This window comes from Polaromonas sp. P1_H6 (assembly GCF_056405195.1).
This window is the reverse complement of record NZ_JBFUCN010000010.1, coordinates 12,251-27,261: the sequence shown is the minus strand read 5'-3', so window position 1 is coordinate 27,261 and position 15,011 is coordinate 12,251. Positions and strand designations below refer to the sequence as shown.

The 15,011-nt window shown below is 66.0% G+C and carries 15 protein-coding genes and 1 riboswitch; of the genes, 5 read left to right on the top strand and 10 right to left on the bottom strand.

Annotated features, from left to right (window positions below):
• Positions 1-3 precede the first annotated feature (3 nt).
• The 4 genes from AC1D1F_RS11205 to AC1D1F_RS11190 all read right to left on the bottom strand — a co-directional run bounded on the left by AC1D1F_RS11205 (position 4) and on the right by AC1D1F_RS11190 (position 2,965).
• Positions 4-852 carry a transglutaminase-like domain-containing protein gene (locus tag AC1D1F_RS11205; RefSeq protein ID WP_477675639.1) on the bottom strand — a complete coding sequence of 283 codons (849 nt, stop codon included), beginning with the start codon at positions 850-852 and terminating at the stop codon, positions 4-6.
• 20 nt (positions 853-872) lie between these two features.
• Positions 873-1,187: a hypothetical protein gene (locus tag AC1D1F_RS11200; protein ID WP_477654504.1), complete on the bottom strand. Its 315-nt coding sequence runs from the start codon at positions 1,185-1,187 to the stop codon at positions 873-875.
• On the bottom strand, positions 1,188-1,373 hold the full coding sequence (locus AC1D1F_RS11195; RefSeq protein ID WP_413330032.1) for a DUF1328 family protein: 186 nt from the start codon (positions 1,371-1,373) through the stop codon (positions 1,188-1,190). It abuts the gene before it with no gap.
• A gap of 233 nt (positions 1,374-1,606) precedes the next feature.
• Positions 1,607-2,965: an AsmA family protein gene (locus AC1D1F_RS11190; protein ID WP_477675640.1), complete on the bottom strand. Its 1,359-nt coding sequence runs from the start codon at positions 2,963-2,965 to the stop codon at positions 1,607-1,609.
• A gap of 121 nt (positions 2,966-3,086) precedes the next feature.
• Here AC1D1F_RS11190 and gstA point away from each other — a divergent pair, with 121 nt between their 5' ends.
• Together gstA and AC1D1F_RS11180 are read left to right on the top strand one after the other, a co-directional pair.
• Complete coding sequence (gene gstA / locus AC1D1F_RS11185) at positions 3,087-3,695, top strand: glutathione transferase GstA (protein WP_477696132.1); 609 nt, start codon at positions 3,087-3,089, stop codon at positions 3,693-3,695.
• A 398-nt stretch (positions 3,696-4,093) separates the two neighbouring features.
• The gene (locus tag AC1D1F_RS11180; RefSeq protein ID WP_477697018.1) at positions 4,094-5,200 is read left to right on the top strand and encodes an alkene reductase; all 1,107 of its coding nucleotides are present in this window, start codon (positions 4,094-4,096) and stop codon (positions 5,198-5,200) included.
• A gap of 57 nt (positions 5,201-5,257) precedes the next feature.
• Here the strand turns inward: AC1D1F_RS11180 and thiE are convergent, their stop codons facing one another.
• The 6 genes from thiE to AC1D1F_RS11150 form a co-directional block, all read right to left on the bottom strand.
• A complete protein-coding gene (gene thiE, locus AC1D1F_RS11175) occupies positions 5,258-5,887 on the bottom strand; it encodes a thiamine phosphate synthase (RefSeq protein ID WP_477677090.1) in 630 nt (209 codons plus the stop codon).
• Between the two features lie 7 nt (positions 5,888-5,894).
• Positions 5,895-6,716, bottom strand: a complete 822-nt coding sequence (locus AC1D1F_RS11170) for a thiazole synthase (protein ID WP_477677089.1) — start codon at positions 6,714-6,716, stop codon at positions 5,895-5,897.
• The gene (gene thiS / locus AC1D1F_RS11165; RefSeq protein ID WP_477677088.1) at positions 6,717-6,938 is read right to left on the bottom strand and encodes a sulfur carrier protein ThiS; all 222 of its coding nucleotides are present in this window, start codon (positions 6,936-6,938) and stop codon (positions 6,717-6,719) included.
• The gene (thiO, locus tag AC1D1F_RS11160) at positions 6,931-7,992 is read right to left on the bottom strand and encodes a glycine oxidase ThiO (RefSeq protein ID WP_477677087.1); all 1,062 of its coding nucleotides are present in this window, start codon (positions 7,990-7,992) and stop codon (positions 6,931-6,933) included. Before thiO ends, thiS begins: the two co-directional genes overlap by 8 nt.
• Before the next feature lie 12 nt (positions 7,993-8,004).
• Positions 8,005-9,924 carry a phosphomethylpyrimidine synthase ThiC gene (gene thiC / locus AC1D1F_RS11155; RefSeq protein WP_477697019.1) on the bottom strand — a complete coding sequence of 640 codons (1,920 nt, stop codon included), beginning with the start codon at positions 9,922-9,924 and terminating at the stop codon, positions 8,005-8,007.
• Between the two features lie 81 nt (positions 9,925-10,005).
• Positions 10,006-10,125, bottom strand: a riboswitch (TPP riboswitch).
• A gap of 54 nt (positions 10,126-10,179) precedes the next feature.
• Positions 10,180-11,244, bottom strand: coding sequence for a LacI family DNA-binding transcriptional regulator (locus AC1D1F_RS11150; protein ID WP_477697020.1), 1,065 nt, complete (start codon positions 11,242-11,244; stop codon positions 10,180-10,182).
• Positions 11,245-11,358: 114 nt separating this feature from the next.
• Here AC1D1F_RS11150 and AC1D1F_RS11145 point away from each other — a divergent pair, with 114 nt between their 5' ends.
• From AC1D1F_RS11145 to AC1D1F_RS11135, 3 genes are all read left to right on the top strand, one after another.
• Entirely contained in the window at positions 11,359-12,378 is a 1,020-nt protein-coding gene (locus AC1D1F_RS11145; protein WP_477697021.1) for a TRAP transporter substrate-binding protein, read from the top strand.
• Between the two features lie 179 nt (positions 12,379-12,557).
• The gene (locus AC1D1F_RS11140) at positions 12,558-14,441 is read left to right on the top strand and encodes a TRAP transporter large permease (RefSeq protein WP_477677083.1); all 1,884 of its coding nucleotides are present in this window, start codon (positions 12,558-12,560) and stop codon (positions 14,439-14,441) included.
• 24 nt (positions 14,442-14,465) lie between these two features.
• Positions 14,466-15,005 (top strand): VOC family protein, encoded by a 540-nt coding sequence (locus AC1D1F_RS11135; protein ID WP_477677082.1) that lies wholly within the window; start codon positions 14,466-14,468, stop codon positions 15,003-15,005.
• Positions 15,006-15,011: the final 6 nt, after the last annotated feature.

Here is a 15,011-nt window from a genome sequence, read left to right as displayed (position 1 = left end):
AGACTAGGCGCTCACCACGGTCAGCACAGGGTGCGGCTGCGTGGCGCCGGGCGGGTGGGGTGGCTCGTCGCCTTCGTCCACCGTCAGTTCCTTGCGGATCATCTGCACGTCGCCGAAGATGGTGGCAAAGGCCACGTCCTTGGCGTCGCGCCCGGTGCCGACGCGCACCAGGCGGTCTATGGGCGCCATGCGCGTCGGGTCGAAGATCACCCAGCGCCCCTCCAGCCAGGCCTCGAAGACCGCGTGGAAATCCTGCGGCGGCTCCTCGAAATGCACATAGCCCACCACCAGCCGCGCCGGGATGTTGAGGGCGCGGCACATCGTGATGCCCAGGTGCGCGAAGTCGCGGCACACGCCCGCGCGCTGCACGAACACCTCCTGCGCCGTGGTCGTGGAATTGCTGAAGCCCGGCAGGTAGCCGATCGATTCGTGGATCCAGCCCTCGATCGCGCGCACCCGGCCTATGCCGGGCGGCAGCTGGCCGAACAGCTGCTGCGCCGCACGGCTCATGACATCGGACTCGCAATAGCGGCTGGGCATCAGGTAGCGCAGCACATCGTCCGGCACGCCGGTCACCGGCGTTTCGTCCAGGTGCAGCGGGACGGGCGCCGGGTGCAGTTCCACCTTCGCGCAGTAATTGACGGAGAGCCGGCCCTTGGGCGCATCCAGGCGTATGAAGCGGTTGCCGCTGCGCTCGTCGCAGAAGTTGCGCACCTTCATGCTGGGCGTGATGGTCAGGCGCTCCTCCACCACGTGATGGCCTTCATGAAAAGCCGTCTCGATGTTGAACAGGAAGTGCGCGGGGCTGCCGACTTCGTATTCCAGCAGGGATTCAATCCGGGCAGTGTGCATGGGGTGGGGTGTGGGAGCCGTCAAAGGCGGGTGCGGTGGTCGGGGCTGCCGCGTCCCGGCTTGGTGAACCAGTTCTGGCAGGTCACAAAAACAATGCGCGCGGCGCGCTCCAGCACGTCGGCGGAAGGCGCGGCGCGGCGGCGTGCGCGCAGGCGGTTCACCAGCAGGAATTCGGCGATGCTGGCCTGAAACGTGATCTTGCGTTTGGCGACCGCTTCAGGCGGCTGCGCCACCGCCGGTGCGCGCGGCCCCGACCACGGCTGGAACAGCCGTTGCCTGAACCGCGACACCATCGATGACGGCACGAGGGCACGATCCGCCTTTTGCAGCGTCATCTACTTCAGCACCTTGTTTGCCGCGCCCACGCCCAGCGCCGCCAGGAGCAGGAAGATGACAGCCAGGATCAGGAACAGCCCAAACAGGATCTTGGCAATGCCGGCGGCGCCCGCCGCCACGCCGCCGAAGCCCAGGGCACCGGCAATCAGTGAAATCAGCGCAAAAATAATCGCGTACTTGAGCATTTCGGCCTCCTGTGGAAGGTGTCAGGGCCCGGCCCATGCGCAAACGGCATGCGGCCCGGGGACCCGGGTTGTGCGCCGTGACGAAAGCGTCGCGGTGAGTCCCCATGCTAAAAGTGCATGGCCGGGCGCCCCATCAGCAGCGCCCGCTTGCCGCTGTAGGACAAGGACGCGGTTCCCCGGATCGCTATTTTTTTGCTAGCGCAGTAGCCCCACTGCGCGAGGCCGTGCGCGGGTCACTTGCCGAACAGGCTGCGGAAGCCCTCGCCCACGCGGTCGCCCAGGTTTGCGCCGGCGCCGGTACCCACGCCTGGCAGCAGGGCCGTGCCTATGGCCGCGCCCAGCAGGGCCGAGCGCGACAGCGTGACCTCGGGGTTGTCCAGCGTGCCGCCCACCGTCAGGGGCACGCCTACCGCGCCGCCTATGGCATTGCCCAGCTTGCTGTCGCCCGCCACGTTCACGCTGACACGGCCGCTCAGCGCCTTGGCCGGCGAGATGGCGACATTGCCGGTCGCGCTCAGCGCACCCGAACTCGCCACCAGGTTGGTCAGCTGCGCCGACTTGCCCTGCGTGCTCACCTGGCCGGCCAGGGTGTCCAGCTGCGTCTGGCCGCCGCGGCTCAGGCCTATGGTCCTGACCGCCTTGGCCAGGTCCAAGCCATTGAGCACGGCGTTGCGCACGGTGAAGGTGGTCTGGGTCTGCAGCGCATCGACCAGCGCGCCGGTGGTCGCGGCACGTGAACTGAGCGTGGTGTCGGCCTCGAGCTTGCCGGTCAGCGACTTGCTGGGCGCGGTCAACGCCGCCACCTCGACATCGCGGGTCTGCAACTTGCCGTGCAGCATCAGCTCTTCACCGGGGCGCGCGGCGGAACCCGATGGAACCTTCTTCAAGCCCAGCTTGCCTTCCACCTTGCCCCCGCCCACGTCGATGCGCAGGCCCCATTCGTCGCCGGCGGCGGCGCCCGGCGCTGCGGGCTTTGCCTCCTCCCGCTTGAGGCTGGCTTCCAGGCCCTGCAGGTTGCCCTTGAGCAGCTTGAGCGCCACGCTGTCGGGCAGGCCGTCGTCGCCAAAGCGGGCGTCGGCCTGCACCGTGGTGGGCGCGCCCGCGGCGCTGATCCAGGTCACCTCGTCCAATACCGTGCGGCGCGGCAGCCAGTCAAGCTGCGCGGTCTGCGGCTGCCCGGCCGGGGTCTGCGCGGGCGCGGCGGCCGCCGCGGGTTTCTTCTTTTGCAACAGCAGCAGCACCCCGTCAATGCCCTGCTGCGGCAGCACCGCCCGGCGCACCAGCAAGGTCGACACCACCAGCCGCCCTTGCAGCAGCGGTTGCCACTGCGGCCGCACCTCCACGCGTTCGATGGTGATGGCCGGCTTGCTCTGCACCGAAATGCCGCTGAGCGCCACCGCCGGCAGCGGCCAGACGTCCACGGCGACGCGGTCCAGCGCCACCGGCACGCCCAGCGCGGCGGTGGCCTCGCGCTCCATCCGCTGCCTGAAGCCGTCGGTGCTCACCCAGCGGTGCAGCGTGAACGCCACCACCGCCAGCAACACCATCAAGCCCAGCGCCAGGAACACCACCCATTTGAAAACTTTTGCCATGCGGCTATTGTGGCCTGCGCGCGGCGCGCTCCCGCAGCAAAAAACCGCCGATACGGCTAGCATCGGGGGCTGTGCGACATTCCCGCCACAGTCCGCCACCCACCACAAAGGATGAGACACCATGAAGCTTTATTACTCCCCCGGCGCCTGCTCCCTCGCCCCGCACATCACGCTGCATGAGTCCGGCCTGAAATTCGAACACGTGCTGGCGCCCACCAAGACCCACCAGCTGGAAGACGGCACCGACTACTACACCATCAACCCGCTCGGTTACGTGCCCCTGCTCGAACTCGACGACGGCACGCGCATCGCCGAAGGCCCGGCCATCGTGCAGTACATCGCCGACCAGGTGCCCGAGAAAAAACTCGCGCCGGCCAACGGCACGCTGGAGCGCTACAAGCTGCAGTCCTGGCTGACCTTCATCGGCATGGAACTGCACCGCGGCTTCACCCCGCTGTTCAATGCCGCGACGCCGGCCGACTACAAGACCATCGTTGTCGACAAGGTGCTGTCGCGGCTCAAGTGGGTGGAAGGGCAGCTTGGCGGCAAGCAGTACCTGATGGGCGATACCTTTAGTGTTGCTGATCCTTACCTGTTTGCTGTTAGTGGGTGGGCGCCTCGGGTTGGGGTGGATATTTCGGGGTTTTCTAATATTGCTTCCTTCCGTGACCGCGTCGCTGCCCGACCCGCTGTGCAAGCCGCCATGAAGCATGAAGGTTTGCTTAAGTAAGCGGCGCTTCCGACGCTGATGATGGGTTGCGTTTCGGGGCCGGGGGTTGCCCGGCGGCAACTCACTTTTCTTTTGCTTCGCCAAAAGCAAAGTAAGCAAAAGAAAAGGCGACCCGCAGTCTGGGTCCCTACGCTTCGCTACGGGCAACCTGCGGTGCTCGACTCCGGCGGGGTCTCGCGCAAACTCGCCTTCGGCTCAAACAAGCGCGATCCCTGATCCGCCTACGTCTGCGCTCCTCGGCCCAGCCAGGACGGGGCAAGCGGGAGCGGGTTCGGGAGCGGGGACAGCCAGATCCTTGCGGTCAATAGCATGAAACCAGCAACCTGTGTTGGGCAAGCCAATCGAAACAGGGCCAAACTGGCCCTGTTTTTCATTCAGCCCCCATTCAGGACCTTTCCATGCCCACCTTATTCGACTCCAACAAAGCCGGTGACCTCGTCCTTGCCAATCGCGTTGTCATGGCGCCGCTCACGCGCAACCGTTCACCCAACGCCGTGCCGCCGGCTATCGCCCGGACCTATTACGCCCAGCGCGCCAGCGCCGGCCTGCTGATCACCGAGGCCACCGCCGTCAGCCACCAGGGCCAGGGTTATGCCGACGTGCCCGGCCTGTACGGCAGCGAACAGCTGGACGGCTGGAAAAAAGTCACCCATGCCGTGCATGAAAGAGGCGGCAAGATCGTTGTGCAGCTGTGGCATGTGGGCCGTGTGTCGCATACCAAGCTGCAACCCAATGGTGGCAAGCCGGTCGCGCCCTCGGCCATCACCGCCAAGACCAAGACGGTGCTGATCGAAAACGGTGTGCCGACCTTTGTCGAGACTTCCGAGCCGCGAGCGCTTGATCTCGGCGAAATCCCCGGCATCGTGCACACTTTCGCGGCAGCGGCGCGCAACGCCGTCGAGACTGCCGGCTTTGACGGCGTGGAAATTCACGGCGCCAACGGCTACCTGCTAGACCAGTTCCTCAAGGACGGCAGCAACCAGCGCCGCGACGACTACGGCGGCAGCATCGAAAACCGCGCACGCCTGCTGCTCGAAGTCACTCGCGCCGTGACCGACGCGGTCGGCGGCGGCCGCACCGGCATACGCCTGTCGCCGGTTACCCCGGCCAACGACGTGCACGACAGCAAGCCGCAGACCCTGTTTGAATACGTGGTCAAGCAACTCGCCGGCCTGAACCTGGCCTACGTCCACGTCATCGAAGGCGCGACCGGCGGCCCGCGTGAACTCGATGACCGGCCCTTCGACTACCCAGCGCTCAAAGCCGCCTACCGCAAGGCCGGCGGCAAGGGCGCCTGGATGGTCAACAACGGCTATGACCAGGAACTCGCTGAAAAAGCCGTGGCCGATGGCGCCGACCTCATCGCCTTCGGCAAGCCCTACATCGCCAACCCCGACCTGGTGGAACGCTTGCGCGCCAAAGCGCCGCTCAACACGCCCGACAAGAACACCTTCTACGGCGGCGGCGAAAAAGGCTATACCGACTATCCAGCGCTGTCGGCCTGATCGCCGCGGGCGTTCACTGCAAAAGGGCTGCCGGATTTCCCCGCAGCCCTTCTCTTTTTAGTGTTTGGCCAGCCGCAAGCCCTGCAGCGCCGCTTCTTGCGGGTCCGCCGCCAGTGTCACCGCGCTGACCACCGCCACGCCATCCACGCCGCAAGCCATCACGCCAGGCACCAGCGCCAGCGAGATCCCGCCTATCGCCACCACCGGGTAAGGCGCCGCGTCTTGCACCCACAGCTTCAGGCGCTCCAGCCCCACGGGCTCGTAAGGCATGACCTTGAGCGTCGTCGGGTAGATGGGGCCTATGGCGAGGTAGGACGGCTTCACCGCCTTCGCCCGCGCCAGCTCAGCCGGCGTGTGTGTGCTCAGGCCCAGACGTATGCCCGCTTCACGCAGGGCCGCAATGTCGGCCGTGTCCAGGTCTTCCTGGCCCAGGTGCACACCATAGGCGCCTGCTTCCAGCGCCAGTTGCCAGTGGTCGTTGATAAACACCTGCGCGCCCGGCACGTCGCGCCCGGCCGCCACCGCGGTGCGAACTTCCCAGGCGATCTCTTCCGCATCGTGGTCGGCTGCCTTGATGCGCAACTGGATGGTGCGCACGCCCCAACCCAGCAGGCGCCGCACCCAGGCGGCATCGGGCACGACGGGGTAAAAACCGATGGGACCAGTGAGGGGGGCAAAGGACTTCATAGAGATCTCAAGGGGAATGCCAGAAGGGAACACCTACCGTCGGTGTCGAGGCCTGCGCCGCCGCACGCTCAGGCATGGGGGTGGACTCATACGCCGCGCGGCCGGCCGCCACGCCGTCGGCAAAGGCGCGCGCCATGCGCACCGGGTCGCCGGCCTGCGCCACCGCGGTGTTCAGCAGCACGGCATCAAAACCCAGCTCCATCACCTGCGCGGCATGCGAGGGCCGGCCCAGGCCGGCGTCAACCACCAGCACCGCATCGGGCAAACGCCGGCGCATGGTTTCGAGCGCGTAAGGGTTCAGCGGCCCGCGGCCCGTGCCGATGGGCGCGGCCCAGGGCATCACGGCCGCGCAGCCCGCCGCATGCAGGCGCTGCGCCATCACCAGGTCGTCGGTGGTGTAGGCGAACACGGCAAAACCTTCCTTCACCAGCGTGGTCGCGGCTTCCAGCGTCGCCACCGTGTCGGGCTGCAGCGTGTAGTCGTCGCCTATGACTTCAAGCTTGATCCAGGGCGTGCCGAAAATCTCGCGCGCCATCTGCGCCAGCGTGACGGCTTCTTCGGCGCTGTGGCAACCCGCCGTGTTGGGCAGGATGCGGCAGTTCATGGCCTGCACACGCTGCCAGAAGCTGTTGCCGCCGCCGCTTTCAGGCTGCAGGCGGCGCAGGCCCACCGTCAGCACCTCGGTGCCGCTGGCGCGCACCGCGTCGCCCAGCACCTGCGGCGAGGGGTAATGCGAGGTGCCCAGGAAGAAGCGACTGGACAAGGTGACGCCGGCGACGGTCCAGGGGCTGCCGTGGGCGATGGGGGATGAAACAGTGGTGGTGTCCATTCAACCTCCAGTTATCGGGGTGACGATGTCTATGCGGTCGCCGCTATTCAAGCGGCGATCAGGCCATTGCGGCCGCGGCACAAAGCCGCTGTTGATAGCGCAGGCAAACGCGCCCTGCAGCGGGTAGCCGCGCGCCAGCAGCAAGGCCTGCAGGGTAGGCGCGTCGGTTTGAATGGTTTCGCCGTTCAGCGAGATATTGATCGTGCTTGTCATGTCACTCATGGTTCTGTCCCAGCAGTTGATGGACCAGGTCCTCGACCAGCGCCGGCGCGCACAAATAGCCGTGGCGGTACAGGCCGTTGATATGCCACACGCCATCCCGCTGCGCAATCGTTGGCCGGTGATCGTCCAGCGCCGGGCGCAAGGCTGCCGCCAGGCGTAACACCCTTGCCTCACCAAAGGCCGGGTGCAGGCTGTGCAGTGCGCTGCCCAGCTCCAGCGTGGAACGCAAGGTCACCGGCCCGGTGTCTTCCGACTCCAGCTCGGTCGCGCCGACCACAAACTGGTGATGGGGGCGCGGCGCCACATACAGCTGGTAGCGCGGGTGCATCAATCGCACTGGGCGTTGCAGGCTCACGCCCGGGCATTCAACGGTCAGCACCTCGCCGCGCACGCCGCGCAGCTGTGGCCAGCTTTCCCTGGCGCCCACGCCGCGCGCATCGACCGCGACATCCACGCCGTAAGTTTGCCCCGCGCATTCGATGTGATCGTCCTCCACGGCGTCGACCGCCACGCCTTCAAGCCACGTGCCGCCCAGCCGGTCTATCTCCACCGCGAGCGCGGCCATCCACTGGTCGTTGGCCAGCTGGCCCTCACCGTCCAGCAGCAGGCCGTTGCCAAAACGCCCAGCCAGCGCCGGCTCGGCGCGCGCCAGCGCGGCCGCGTCCAGCGTGTGCACCTGCGCGCGCACCGCCACGGGCAGCTTGTGCTGCAACAAGCCCGCGAAATGCGCCAGCGAACTCTGGTCGGGCGCATGCGCCACGACCAGCGTCCCTTCACGCCGGAAATACACCGGCAGGCCTGCATCGGCCAGCTCGCCTATCCATTGCGGCCACAGCTGCATGGAGCGCTGGCCCAGCGCGAACACGGCGTCGTCGGACACCGCAAGCTCGGCCAGCGGCGACAGCATGGCCGCCGCCGTCATCGAAGCCGTGGCGACATCGCCGCGCGCCCGCCCATCGAACAGGCTCACGCGGCAGCCGGCGCGCAGCAGGCGCCAGGCCAGCGTGCGGCCGGCCAGGCCCGCGCCCGCGATGCCGATGTGCAAGGTGCTCATGTCAGGAATTGCTCAGGAATAAATCTCGCTGCCGCCTTCGCGGAACTCTTTGGCTTTCTCTTCAAAACCGGTCGCGATCTGCTTGATCGGAATCGTCCCGCCCGCCGGCGCCAGCGTCGTGGTGGCCGGGTTGAGCCGCGCGAACTCGCGCACCTCCTGCGAGATTTTCATGGAGCAGAACTTCGGCCCGCACATGGAGCAGAAATGCGCGACCTTGGCGTTCTCTTTCGGCAGCGTTTCGTCATGGTAGGCCATGGCTGTGTCGGGGTCTATCGCCAGGCGGAACTGGTCTTCCCAGCGGAACTCGAAGCGCGCCTTGGAGACTGCGTTGTCCCACATCTGCGCACCCGGGTAGCCCTTGGCCAGGTCGCCCGCATGCGCGGCGATCTTGTAGGCGATCAGGCCCTGCTTCACGTCGTCGCGGTTGGGCAGGCCCAGGTGTTCCTTGGGCGTCACGTAGCACAGCATGGCCGTGCCGTACCAGCCGATGTTGGCCGCGCCCATGGCCGAGGAAATGTGGTCATAGCCCGGGGAGATGTCCGTGATCAGCGGGCCCAGCGTGTAGAAGGGCGCCTCGAAGCAGGCTTCGAGCTGCTTGTCGACGTTTTCCTTCACGAGCTGCAGCGGCACGTGGCCGGGGCCTTCGATCATCACCTGCACGTCGTGCTTCCAGGCGATCTGCGTGAGCTCGCCCAGCGTGTGCAGCTCGGCGAACTGCGCCTCGTCGTTCGCGTCGGCGATCGAGCCGGGACGCAGGCCGTCGCCCAGTGAGAAGCACACGTCGTAGGCTTTCATGATCTCGCAGATCTCGTCAAAGCGCTCGTACAGAAAGCTTTCCTTGTGGTGCGACAAACACCACTTGGCCATGATGGAGCCGCCGCGCGAGACGATGCCCGTCAGGCGATTCGCGGTGAGCGGCACATAGGCCAGGCGCACGCCGGCGTGGATGGTGAAGTAGTCCACGCCCTGCTCGGCCTGCTCGATCAGCGTGTCGCGGAAGATTTCCCAGGTCAGGTCCTCGGCCTTGCCGTTGACTTTCTCGAGTGCCTGGTAGATCGGCACCGTGCCGATGGGCACCGGCGAGTTGCGCAAAATCCATTCGCGGGTTTCATGGATGTTCTCGCCGGTCGAGAGGTCCATCACGGTGTCGGCGCCCCAGCGAATCGACCAGACCAGCTTGTCGACTTCTTCCTCGATGCTCGAGGTGACCGCCGAGTTGCCGATGTTGGCATTGACCTTGATCAGGAAGTTGCGGCCGATGATCATCGGCTCGCTCTCGGGATGGTTGATGTTGTTCGGGATCACCGCGCGGCCGCGGGCCACCTCGTCGCGCACGAATTCGGCGGTGATCTGCTCCGGAATCGCGGCGTTGAAGGAATGCCCTTTTTTCGGCATGCGCTCGGTCGCCAGGCGTTCGGCCAGCTGCGCGCGCACCAGGTTTTCGCGCACCGCGATGTATTCCATCTCGGGCGTGATGATGCCTTTGCGCGCGTAGTGCATTTGCGACACGTTGGCGCCCGCCTTGGCGCGGCGCGGCACGGGCGCATGCGCCATGCGCAGCGCGGCCAGGGCCGGGTCGTTCAGGCGTTCGCGGCCGTAGGCGCTGCTGATGCCGGGCAGGGCCTCGGTGTCCTGGCGTTCGTTGATCCAGGCGCCGCGCAGCGGCGGCAGGCCGCGCGTGATGTCGATGGGAGAGGCCGGGTCGGTGTAGACGCCGGATGCGTCGTACAGGCGCAGGGGAGGGTTGGCTTCGCGGCGCGGCTCACCGGCGCCTTCGTGCACCAGGGTGTCGGTCAGCGTGACCTCGCGAAAAGGCACGCGGATATCGGGGCGCGAGCCCTCGATGTAGATCTTTTTCGAGCCGGGAAACGGCGCGCGCGTGATGCGGCTCGTGAGGTCTTGGGTGTCAACGGTGAGTCGGGTTTTGGCCATGTGTTTCTCCAGGAGGTGGGGTGCCTGCTGGGGAGCCGGGAGGTCCATGGGCGGCGTCTGGGGGTGCCGCTACGGAGTGCCGGAGCCAATTGCGTTGTTCCCTACGCGGGGATGACCCCGATCAGGTTCAGCGGGTCTCGCATACTGCGATCTCAGCCTCGATACTCCTTACGGAAATCTTTGGCACCCCGACAAGCTAGGGCCATTGTATGCACCCAGGCCTTTCGTGGCAACGGCAGCCATCAAGAGCCGGCTTTAGGGCAGGTTTTCCCGGAAGATGACCTGGCTGCGCACCGCGTCGACACCGCTCATCACGTCGCGCCCGTCTCGCAGGTTGGTGAACATGCGCACGCAGCTCATCATGGCCGACTGCGGGCTTTGGGTGATGACCGCGTCCATGCTGCCGTCTATCAGCATGGCGCGCGTGTCGGGCGTGAGGCCGTGGCCTATGAAGACCACCTTGTGCTCGCGCCCCATTTCCTTGAGCGCGCGCGCCACGCCGTCCGAGGCGCCGCCGATGTTGTAAATGCCCGCGAGGTCCGGGTATTGCTCCAGCAGCGTGCGCGTCTGCTGGTAATTTTTCTGCGCGTCGTCCTGCCCTTCGCGCAGGCCCACCACCTGCAGCGTCGGGAACATCTCCTCGATCACATGCAGGAAGCCGGCTTCGCGCTCCTCATGGGCGCGGTAGCTCAGCGAGCCGGCGATCAGCGCCACCTTGCCGCCGCGCGCGCCCGGCGCGATGAAGCGGCCCACCAGGTAGCCGGCCGTGCGCCCGGCCGCGCGGTTGTCCAGGCCCACATAACCGGCGCGCTGCGAGCCCGAGAGGTCGGAGATCAGCGTGATGGCGGGCACGCCTTTTTCGGCGAGTTCGCTGACGGCCTCGCGCACCGCCGGATGCTCCAGCGCCATGAAGGCGATGCCATCGCTGCGCTTGCCCTGCTGCTGCAGGCTGGCGGCCAGTTGCTGCGGGTTGAAGCTTTCAAACAGCTCGGTGCGGCATTTCACGTTGAAGGGCGTCAGGTGCTCCTGCGAATAGCCGACCGTGTCGCCCAGCATGCGGATAAAGCGGTTGCTGCCGTCGGGCAACAGAAACGTCAGCCGCATGGGCGGCGCCGCCAGCGCGGCATAGAGGCCCGTCTCCGGCAGGTAGTCCATCTCGGCCGCGGCCTTCAGCACTTTTTGCGCGGTGGCTCCGCGCACGCCGGGGCGCTGGTTCAGCACCCGGTCTACAGTGGCAGTGGAAACGCCGGCGGCGCGCGCAATGTCCACCACGCGTGCCCGCTGCTGCTGCCCCTCCGATCCATCAGGGATAACCCTCATACATCAAAATCCATCATTTTTTCGGTTTGACGATTAAATGCCCTGCGCCTATCGTTGCGCTGCTTTCACCCAATGATGCATCAAAACGCATCAAAACAAAACTGGAGACAAACCATGACCGAAGTCACCCGCCGCAGCGTGCTGCGCACCCTGTCCGCAGCCTCCGCCGCCGGCATCGCCGCCGCCCTGCCCTCCATGGCCCGCGCCGCCGAGTTCTCCTACAAGTACGGCAACAACCTGCCCGTCACCCACCCGCTCAACATCCGCGCCCAGCAGGCCGCCGACCGCATCCTGAAAGAAAGCAACGGCCGCGTCGAAATCAAGATCTTCCCGAACAACCAGCTGGGCGGCGACACCGACATGCTGGCCCAGGTGCGCTCAGGCGGCATCGAGTTCTTCACGCCGTCCGCGCTGGTCATCGCCACGCTGGTGCCGGTGGCCGCCATCAATGCCGTGGGTTTTGCCTTCAGCGACTACAACCAGGTCTGGGGCGCGATGGACGGCAAGCTGGGCGCGCATGTGCGCGAAGCCATCAGCAAGAGCCGTCTCTATGCGTTTGAAAAGATGTGGGACAACGGATTCCGCCAGACCACCAGCAGCAAGGCACCGGTCACCACGGCGAAAGACATGGACGGCCTGAAGATACGCGTGCCCGTGAGCCCGCTGTCGATCTCCATGTTCAAGGGCCTGGGCGCCGCGCCCGCCAGCCTGCAGTTCAGCGAGGTCTATTCCTCGCTGCAGACCAAGATCGTCGATGCGCAGGAAAACCCGCTGCCCATCATCCAGGTCGCCAAGCTCTATGAAGTGCAGAAGTTCTGCTCGCTGACCAACCACATCTGGGACGGCTACTGGTTCATCGCCAACGGCCGCGCCTGGGACAAGCTGCCCGCCGACCTCAAGACCATCGTGGCCCGCGCCATCAACGAAGCCGGCCTGCAGCAGCGCGAGGACATCAAGAAACTCAACGAAACCGTAGTGGCCGATTTGCAGTCCAAGGGCCTCACCATCAACCGCCCGACGGCCGACAGCTTCCGCACCAAGCTGCGTGAAGCCGGTTTCTATGGCGAGTGGAAAGAGCGTTTTGGGGCTGAGGCCTGGGGATTGCTGGAACAGTCAGTGGGCAAGCTCGCGTAAGCAGTTCTCCCCTCTCTTACTCCCTCCCCCGCTGGGGGAGGGCAGGGGTGGGGGCCAGCGGCGCTTGAGCAAGCGCTTCTTCCAAGGCCGCAAGCCCCCCATCCCAACCTTCCCCCAGCGGGGGAAGGGGCAAAACCAGCTGCCTCAGTTATCTCGCCTTCCTTCCGGAGTCAGACCGCATGTCCCACATTCCTAGCGCACCCACCGCGAGCGCACCTCCCCCGAACGCGCTGAGCCACCTCGCGCACAAGGCCGACCGCGGCCTGGGTCATGTGGTGGAGTCCATCGCCGCCGCCCTGGTGCTGGCCGAGATCTTTGTGCTGTTCGCCGGCGTGGTCTCGCGTTATGTCTTCCATGCGCCGCTGGTCTGGTCGGACGAGCTGGCCTCCATCATGTTCCTGTGGCTGTCCATGCTGGGTGCGGTCGTCGCGCTGCGCCGCGGCGAGCACATGCGCATGACGGCGCTGGTCAACAAGGTCAAGCCACACACCCGCGCGCTGCTCGACACCCTGGCGATCACCGCGTCGATTGCCTTCCTGGTGCTGGTGATCTACCCGGCCTCGGAATATGCTTATGAAGAAAGTTTCATCGTCACCGCGGCCATGGAAGTCAACAACGCCTGGCGCGCCTCGGCCATCCCCATCGGCATGGCGCTGATGGTCATCGTGGCGGTGCTGCGCCTGCTGCGCATCAGCTCCTTCAAGCAGACCGGCATCGCACTGGCCGGCACCGCCGCCGTGGTCCTGCTGTTCTGGTTCGCGCAGCCGCTGCTGCAGCCGCTGGGCAAACTCAACCTGATCCTCTTTTTTGTGGCCGTCGTCGCCGGCACCGTGCTGTCGGGCGTGCCGATTGCCTTCTCGTTCGCACTGGCCACCTTCGGCTACCTCGCGCTCACGACGTCCACGCCGCTGCTGGTCATGGTCGGCCGCATGGACGAAGGCATGTCGCACATGATCCTGCTGGCGGTGCCGCTGTTCATCTTCCTGGGCGCGCTGATCGAGATGACCGGCATGGCCAAGGCCATGATCCAGTTCCTGGCCAGCCTGCTGGGCCATGTGCGCGGCGGCCTCAGCTATGTGCTGATAGGCGCGATGTACCTGGTCTCCGGCATCTCGGGCTCCAAGATCGCCGACATGGCAGCGATCGCGCCCGTGCTCTTCCCCGAAATGAAAAAGCGCGGCGCCAAGCCCGGCGACCTGGTGGCCCTGCTGTCGGCCACCGGCGCGCAGACCGAAACCATCCCGCCCTCCATCGTGCTGATCACCATAGGCTCGGTCACCGGCGTTTCCATCGCCGCGCTGTTCACCGGCGGCCTGCTGCCGGCCGTGGTACTGGGCGCGGCGCTCTGCACGGTCGTGTGGTGGCGCTACCGCCATGAAGACCTGAGCGGCGTCGCGCGCCACAGCAAGCGCGAAATCGGCAAGCTGCTGCTGATCGCCCTGCCCGCCATCATCCTGCCCTTCGTGATCCGCGCCGCGGTGGTCGAGGGCGTGGCCACGGCCACCGAGGTGTCCACCATCGGCATCTTCTATTCGGTGCTGGCCGGCCTCTTCCTGTACCGCCAGTTCCCATGGCGCCGGCTCATGCCCATGCTGATAGAGACCGCGTCGCTGACCGGCGCCATCATGTTCATCATCGGCTGTGCCACCGCCATGGCCTGGGGCCTCACGCAGTCGGGCTTCTCGCAGGACCTGGCGCGTGTCATGGGCAGCCTGCCCGGCGGCGCCTACGGTTTCCTCGCGGTGTCCATCGTCGCCTTCGTCATCCTGGGCAGCGTGCTCGAGGGCATTCCCGCCATTGTGCTGTTCGGCCCCCTGCTGTTTCCCATCGCCCGCATGGTCGGCGTGCACGACGTGCACTACGCCATGGTGGTGATCTTCGCCATGGGCATAGGCCTGTTCGCGCCGCCCTTCGGTGTCGGCTATTACGGCGCCTGCGCGGTCAGCAAGGTCGACCCCGACGAAGGCATTCCCTACATCTGGGCCTATATGGGCGCGCTGCTCATAGGCCTGGCCCTGGTGGCCGCCGTGCCCTGGTTCTCCACCGGCTTCCTCAAAAACTAAACACCCTTTCACTGGAGCAAACCCATGAGCAAATTTTTTGGCGAGATCCGCCAGCTGGGCTACGTCGTGCCCGACATCGAGGCCGCGATGGACTACTGGAGCAAAACCCTGGGCGTCGGCCCCTGGTTCTACAACCCCAAGGTGCCCATCAAAAACTACAGCTACCGCGGTGAATCGCACGAACCGCACAACTCGGTGGCGCTGGCTAACTCGGGTTTTGTGCAGGTCGAGCTGATCCAGACGCGCAACGACGTGCCCTCCATGTACCGCGACTTCCTGCGCGCCGGCCGCACCGGCCTGCAGCACGTCGCCTACTGGACCAGCAACTACGACGCCGACCTGGCGCGCCTGCTGAAGCAAGGCTTCAAGCCCGTGATGAGCGGCGAAGTCGGCGAAAAAGGCCGCTTCATCTACTTCGACACCGAATACCACCCCGGCACCGTGATCGAGCTGTCCGAAGTCGCCGGCCCCAAGGGCAAGATGTTCGACCTGATACGCGCCTCCTCCGAAAACTGGGACGGCAGCGAGCCGGTGCGGCCCTTCCCCGACCTCAGCAAACTCTGAGCACCG

Bases quoted from the DNA above. Each gene is read 5' to 3' on its own strand.
- AC1D1F_RS11205 (WP_477675639.1), bottom strand. From the start codon at position 852: ATGCACACTGCCCGGATTGAATCCCTGCTGGAATACGAAGTCGGCAGC.
- AC1D1F_RS11200 (WP_477654504.1), bottom strand. From the start codon at position 1,187: ATGACGCTGCAAAAGGCGGATCGTGCCCTCGTGCCGTCATCGATGGTG.
- AC1D1F_RS11195 (WP_413330032.1), bottom strand. From the start codon at position 1,373: ATGCTCAAGTACGCGATTATTTTTGCGCTGATTTCACTGATTGCCGGT.
- AC1D1F_RS11190 (WP_477675640.1), bottom strand. From the start codon at position 2,965: ATGGCAAAAGTTTTCAAATGGGTGGTGTTCCTGGCGCTGGGCTTGATG.
- gstA (WP_477696132.1), top strand. From the start codon at position 3,087: ATGAAGCTTTATTACTCCCCCGGCGCCTGCTCCCTCGCCCCGCACATC.
- AC1D1F_RS11180 (WP_477697018.1), top strand. From the start codon at position 4,094: ATGCCCACCTTATTCGACTCCAACAAAGCCGGTGACCTCGTCCTTGCC.
- thiE (WP_477677090.1), bottom strand. From the start codon at position 5,887: ATGAAGTCCTTTGCCCCCCTCACTGGTCCCATCGGTTTTTACCCCGTC.
- AC1D1F_RS11170 (WP_477677089.1), bottom strand. From the start codon at position 6,716: ATGGACACCACCACTGTTTCATCCCCCATCGCCCACGGCAGCCCCTGG.
- thiS (WP_477677088.1), bottom strand. From the start codon at position 6,938: ATGAGTGACATGACAAGCACGATCAATATCTCGCTGAACGGCGAAACC.
- thiO (WP_477677087.1), bottom strand. From the start codon at position 7,992: ATGAGCACCTTGCACATCGGCATCGCGGGCGCGGGCCTGGCCGGCCGC.
- thiC (WP_477697019.1), bottom strand. From the start codon at position 9,924: ATGGCCAAAACCCGACTCACCGTTGACACCCAAGACCTCACGAGCCGC.
- AC1D1F_RS11150 (WP_477697020.1), bottom strand. From the start codon at position 11,244: ATGAGGGTTATCCCTGATGGATCGGAGGGGCAGCAGCAGCGGGCACGC.
- AC1D1F_RS11145 (WP_477697021.1), top strand. From the start codon at position 11,359: ATGACCGAAGTCACCCGCCGCAGCGTGCTGCGCACCCTGTCCGCAGCC.
- AC1D1F_RS11140 (WP_477677083.1), top strand. From the start codon at position 12,558: ATGTCCCACATTCCTAGCGCACCCACCGCGAGCGCACCTCCCCCGAAC.
- AC1D1F_RS11135 (WP_477677082.1), top strand. From the start codon at position 14,466: ATGAGCAAATTTTTTGGCGAGATCCGCCAGCTGGGCTACGTCGTGCCC.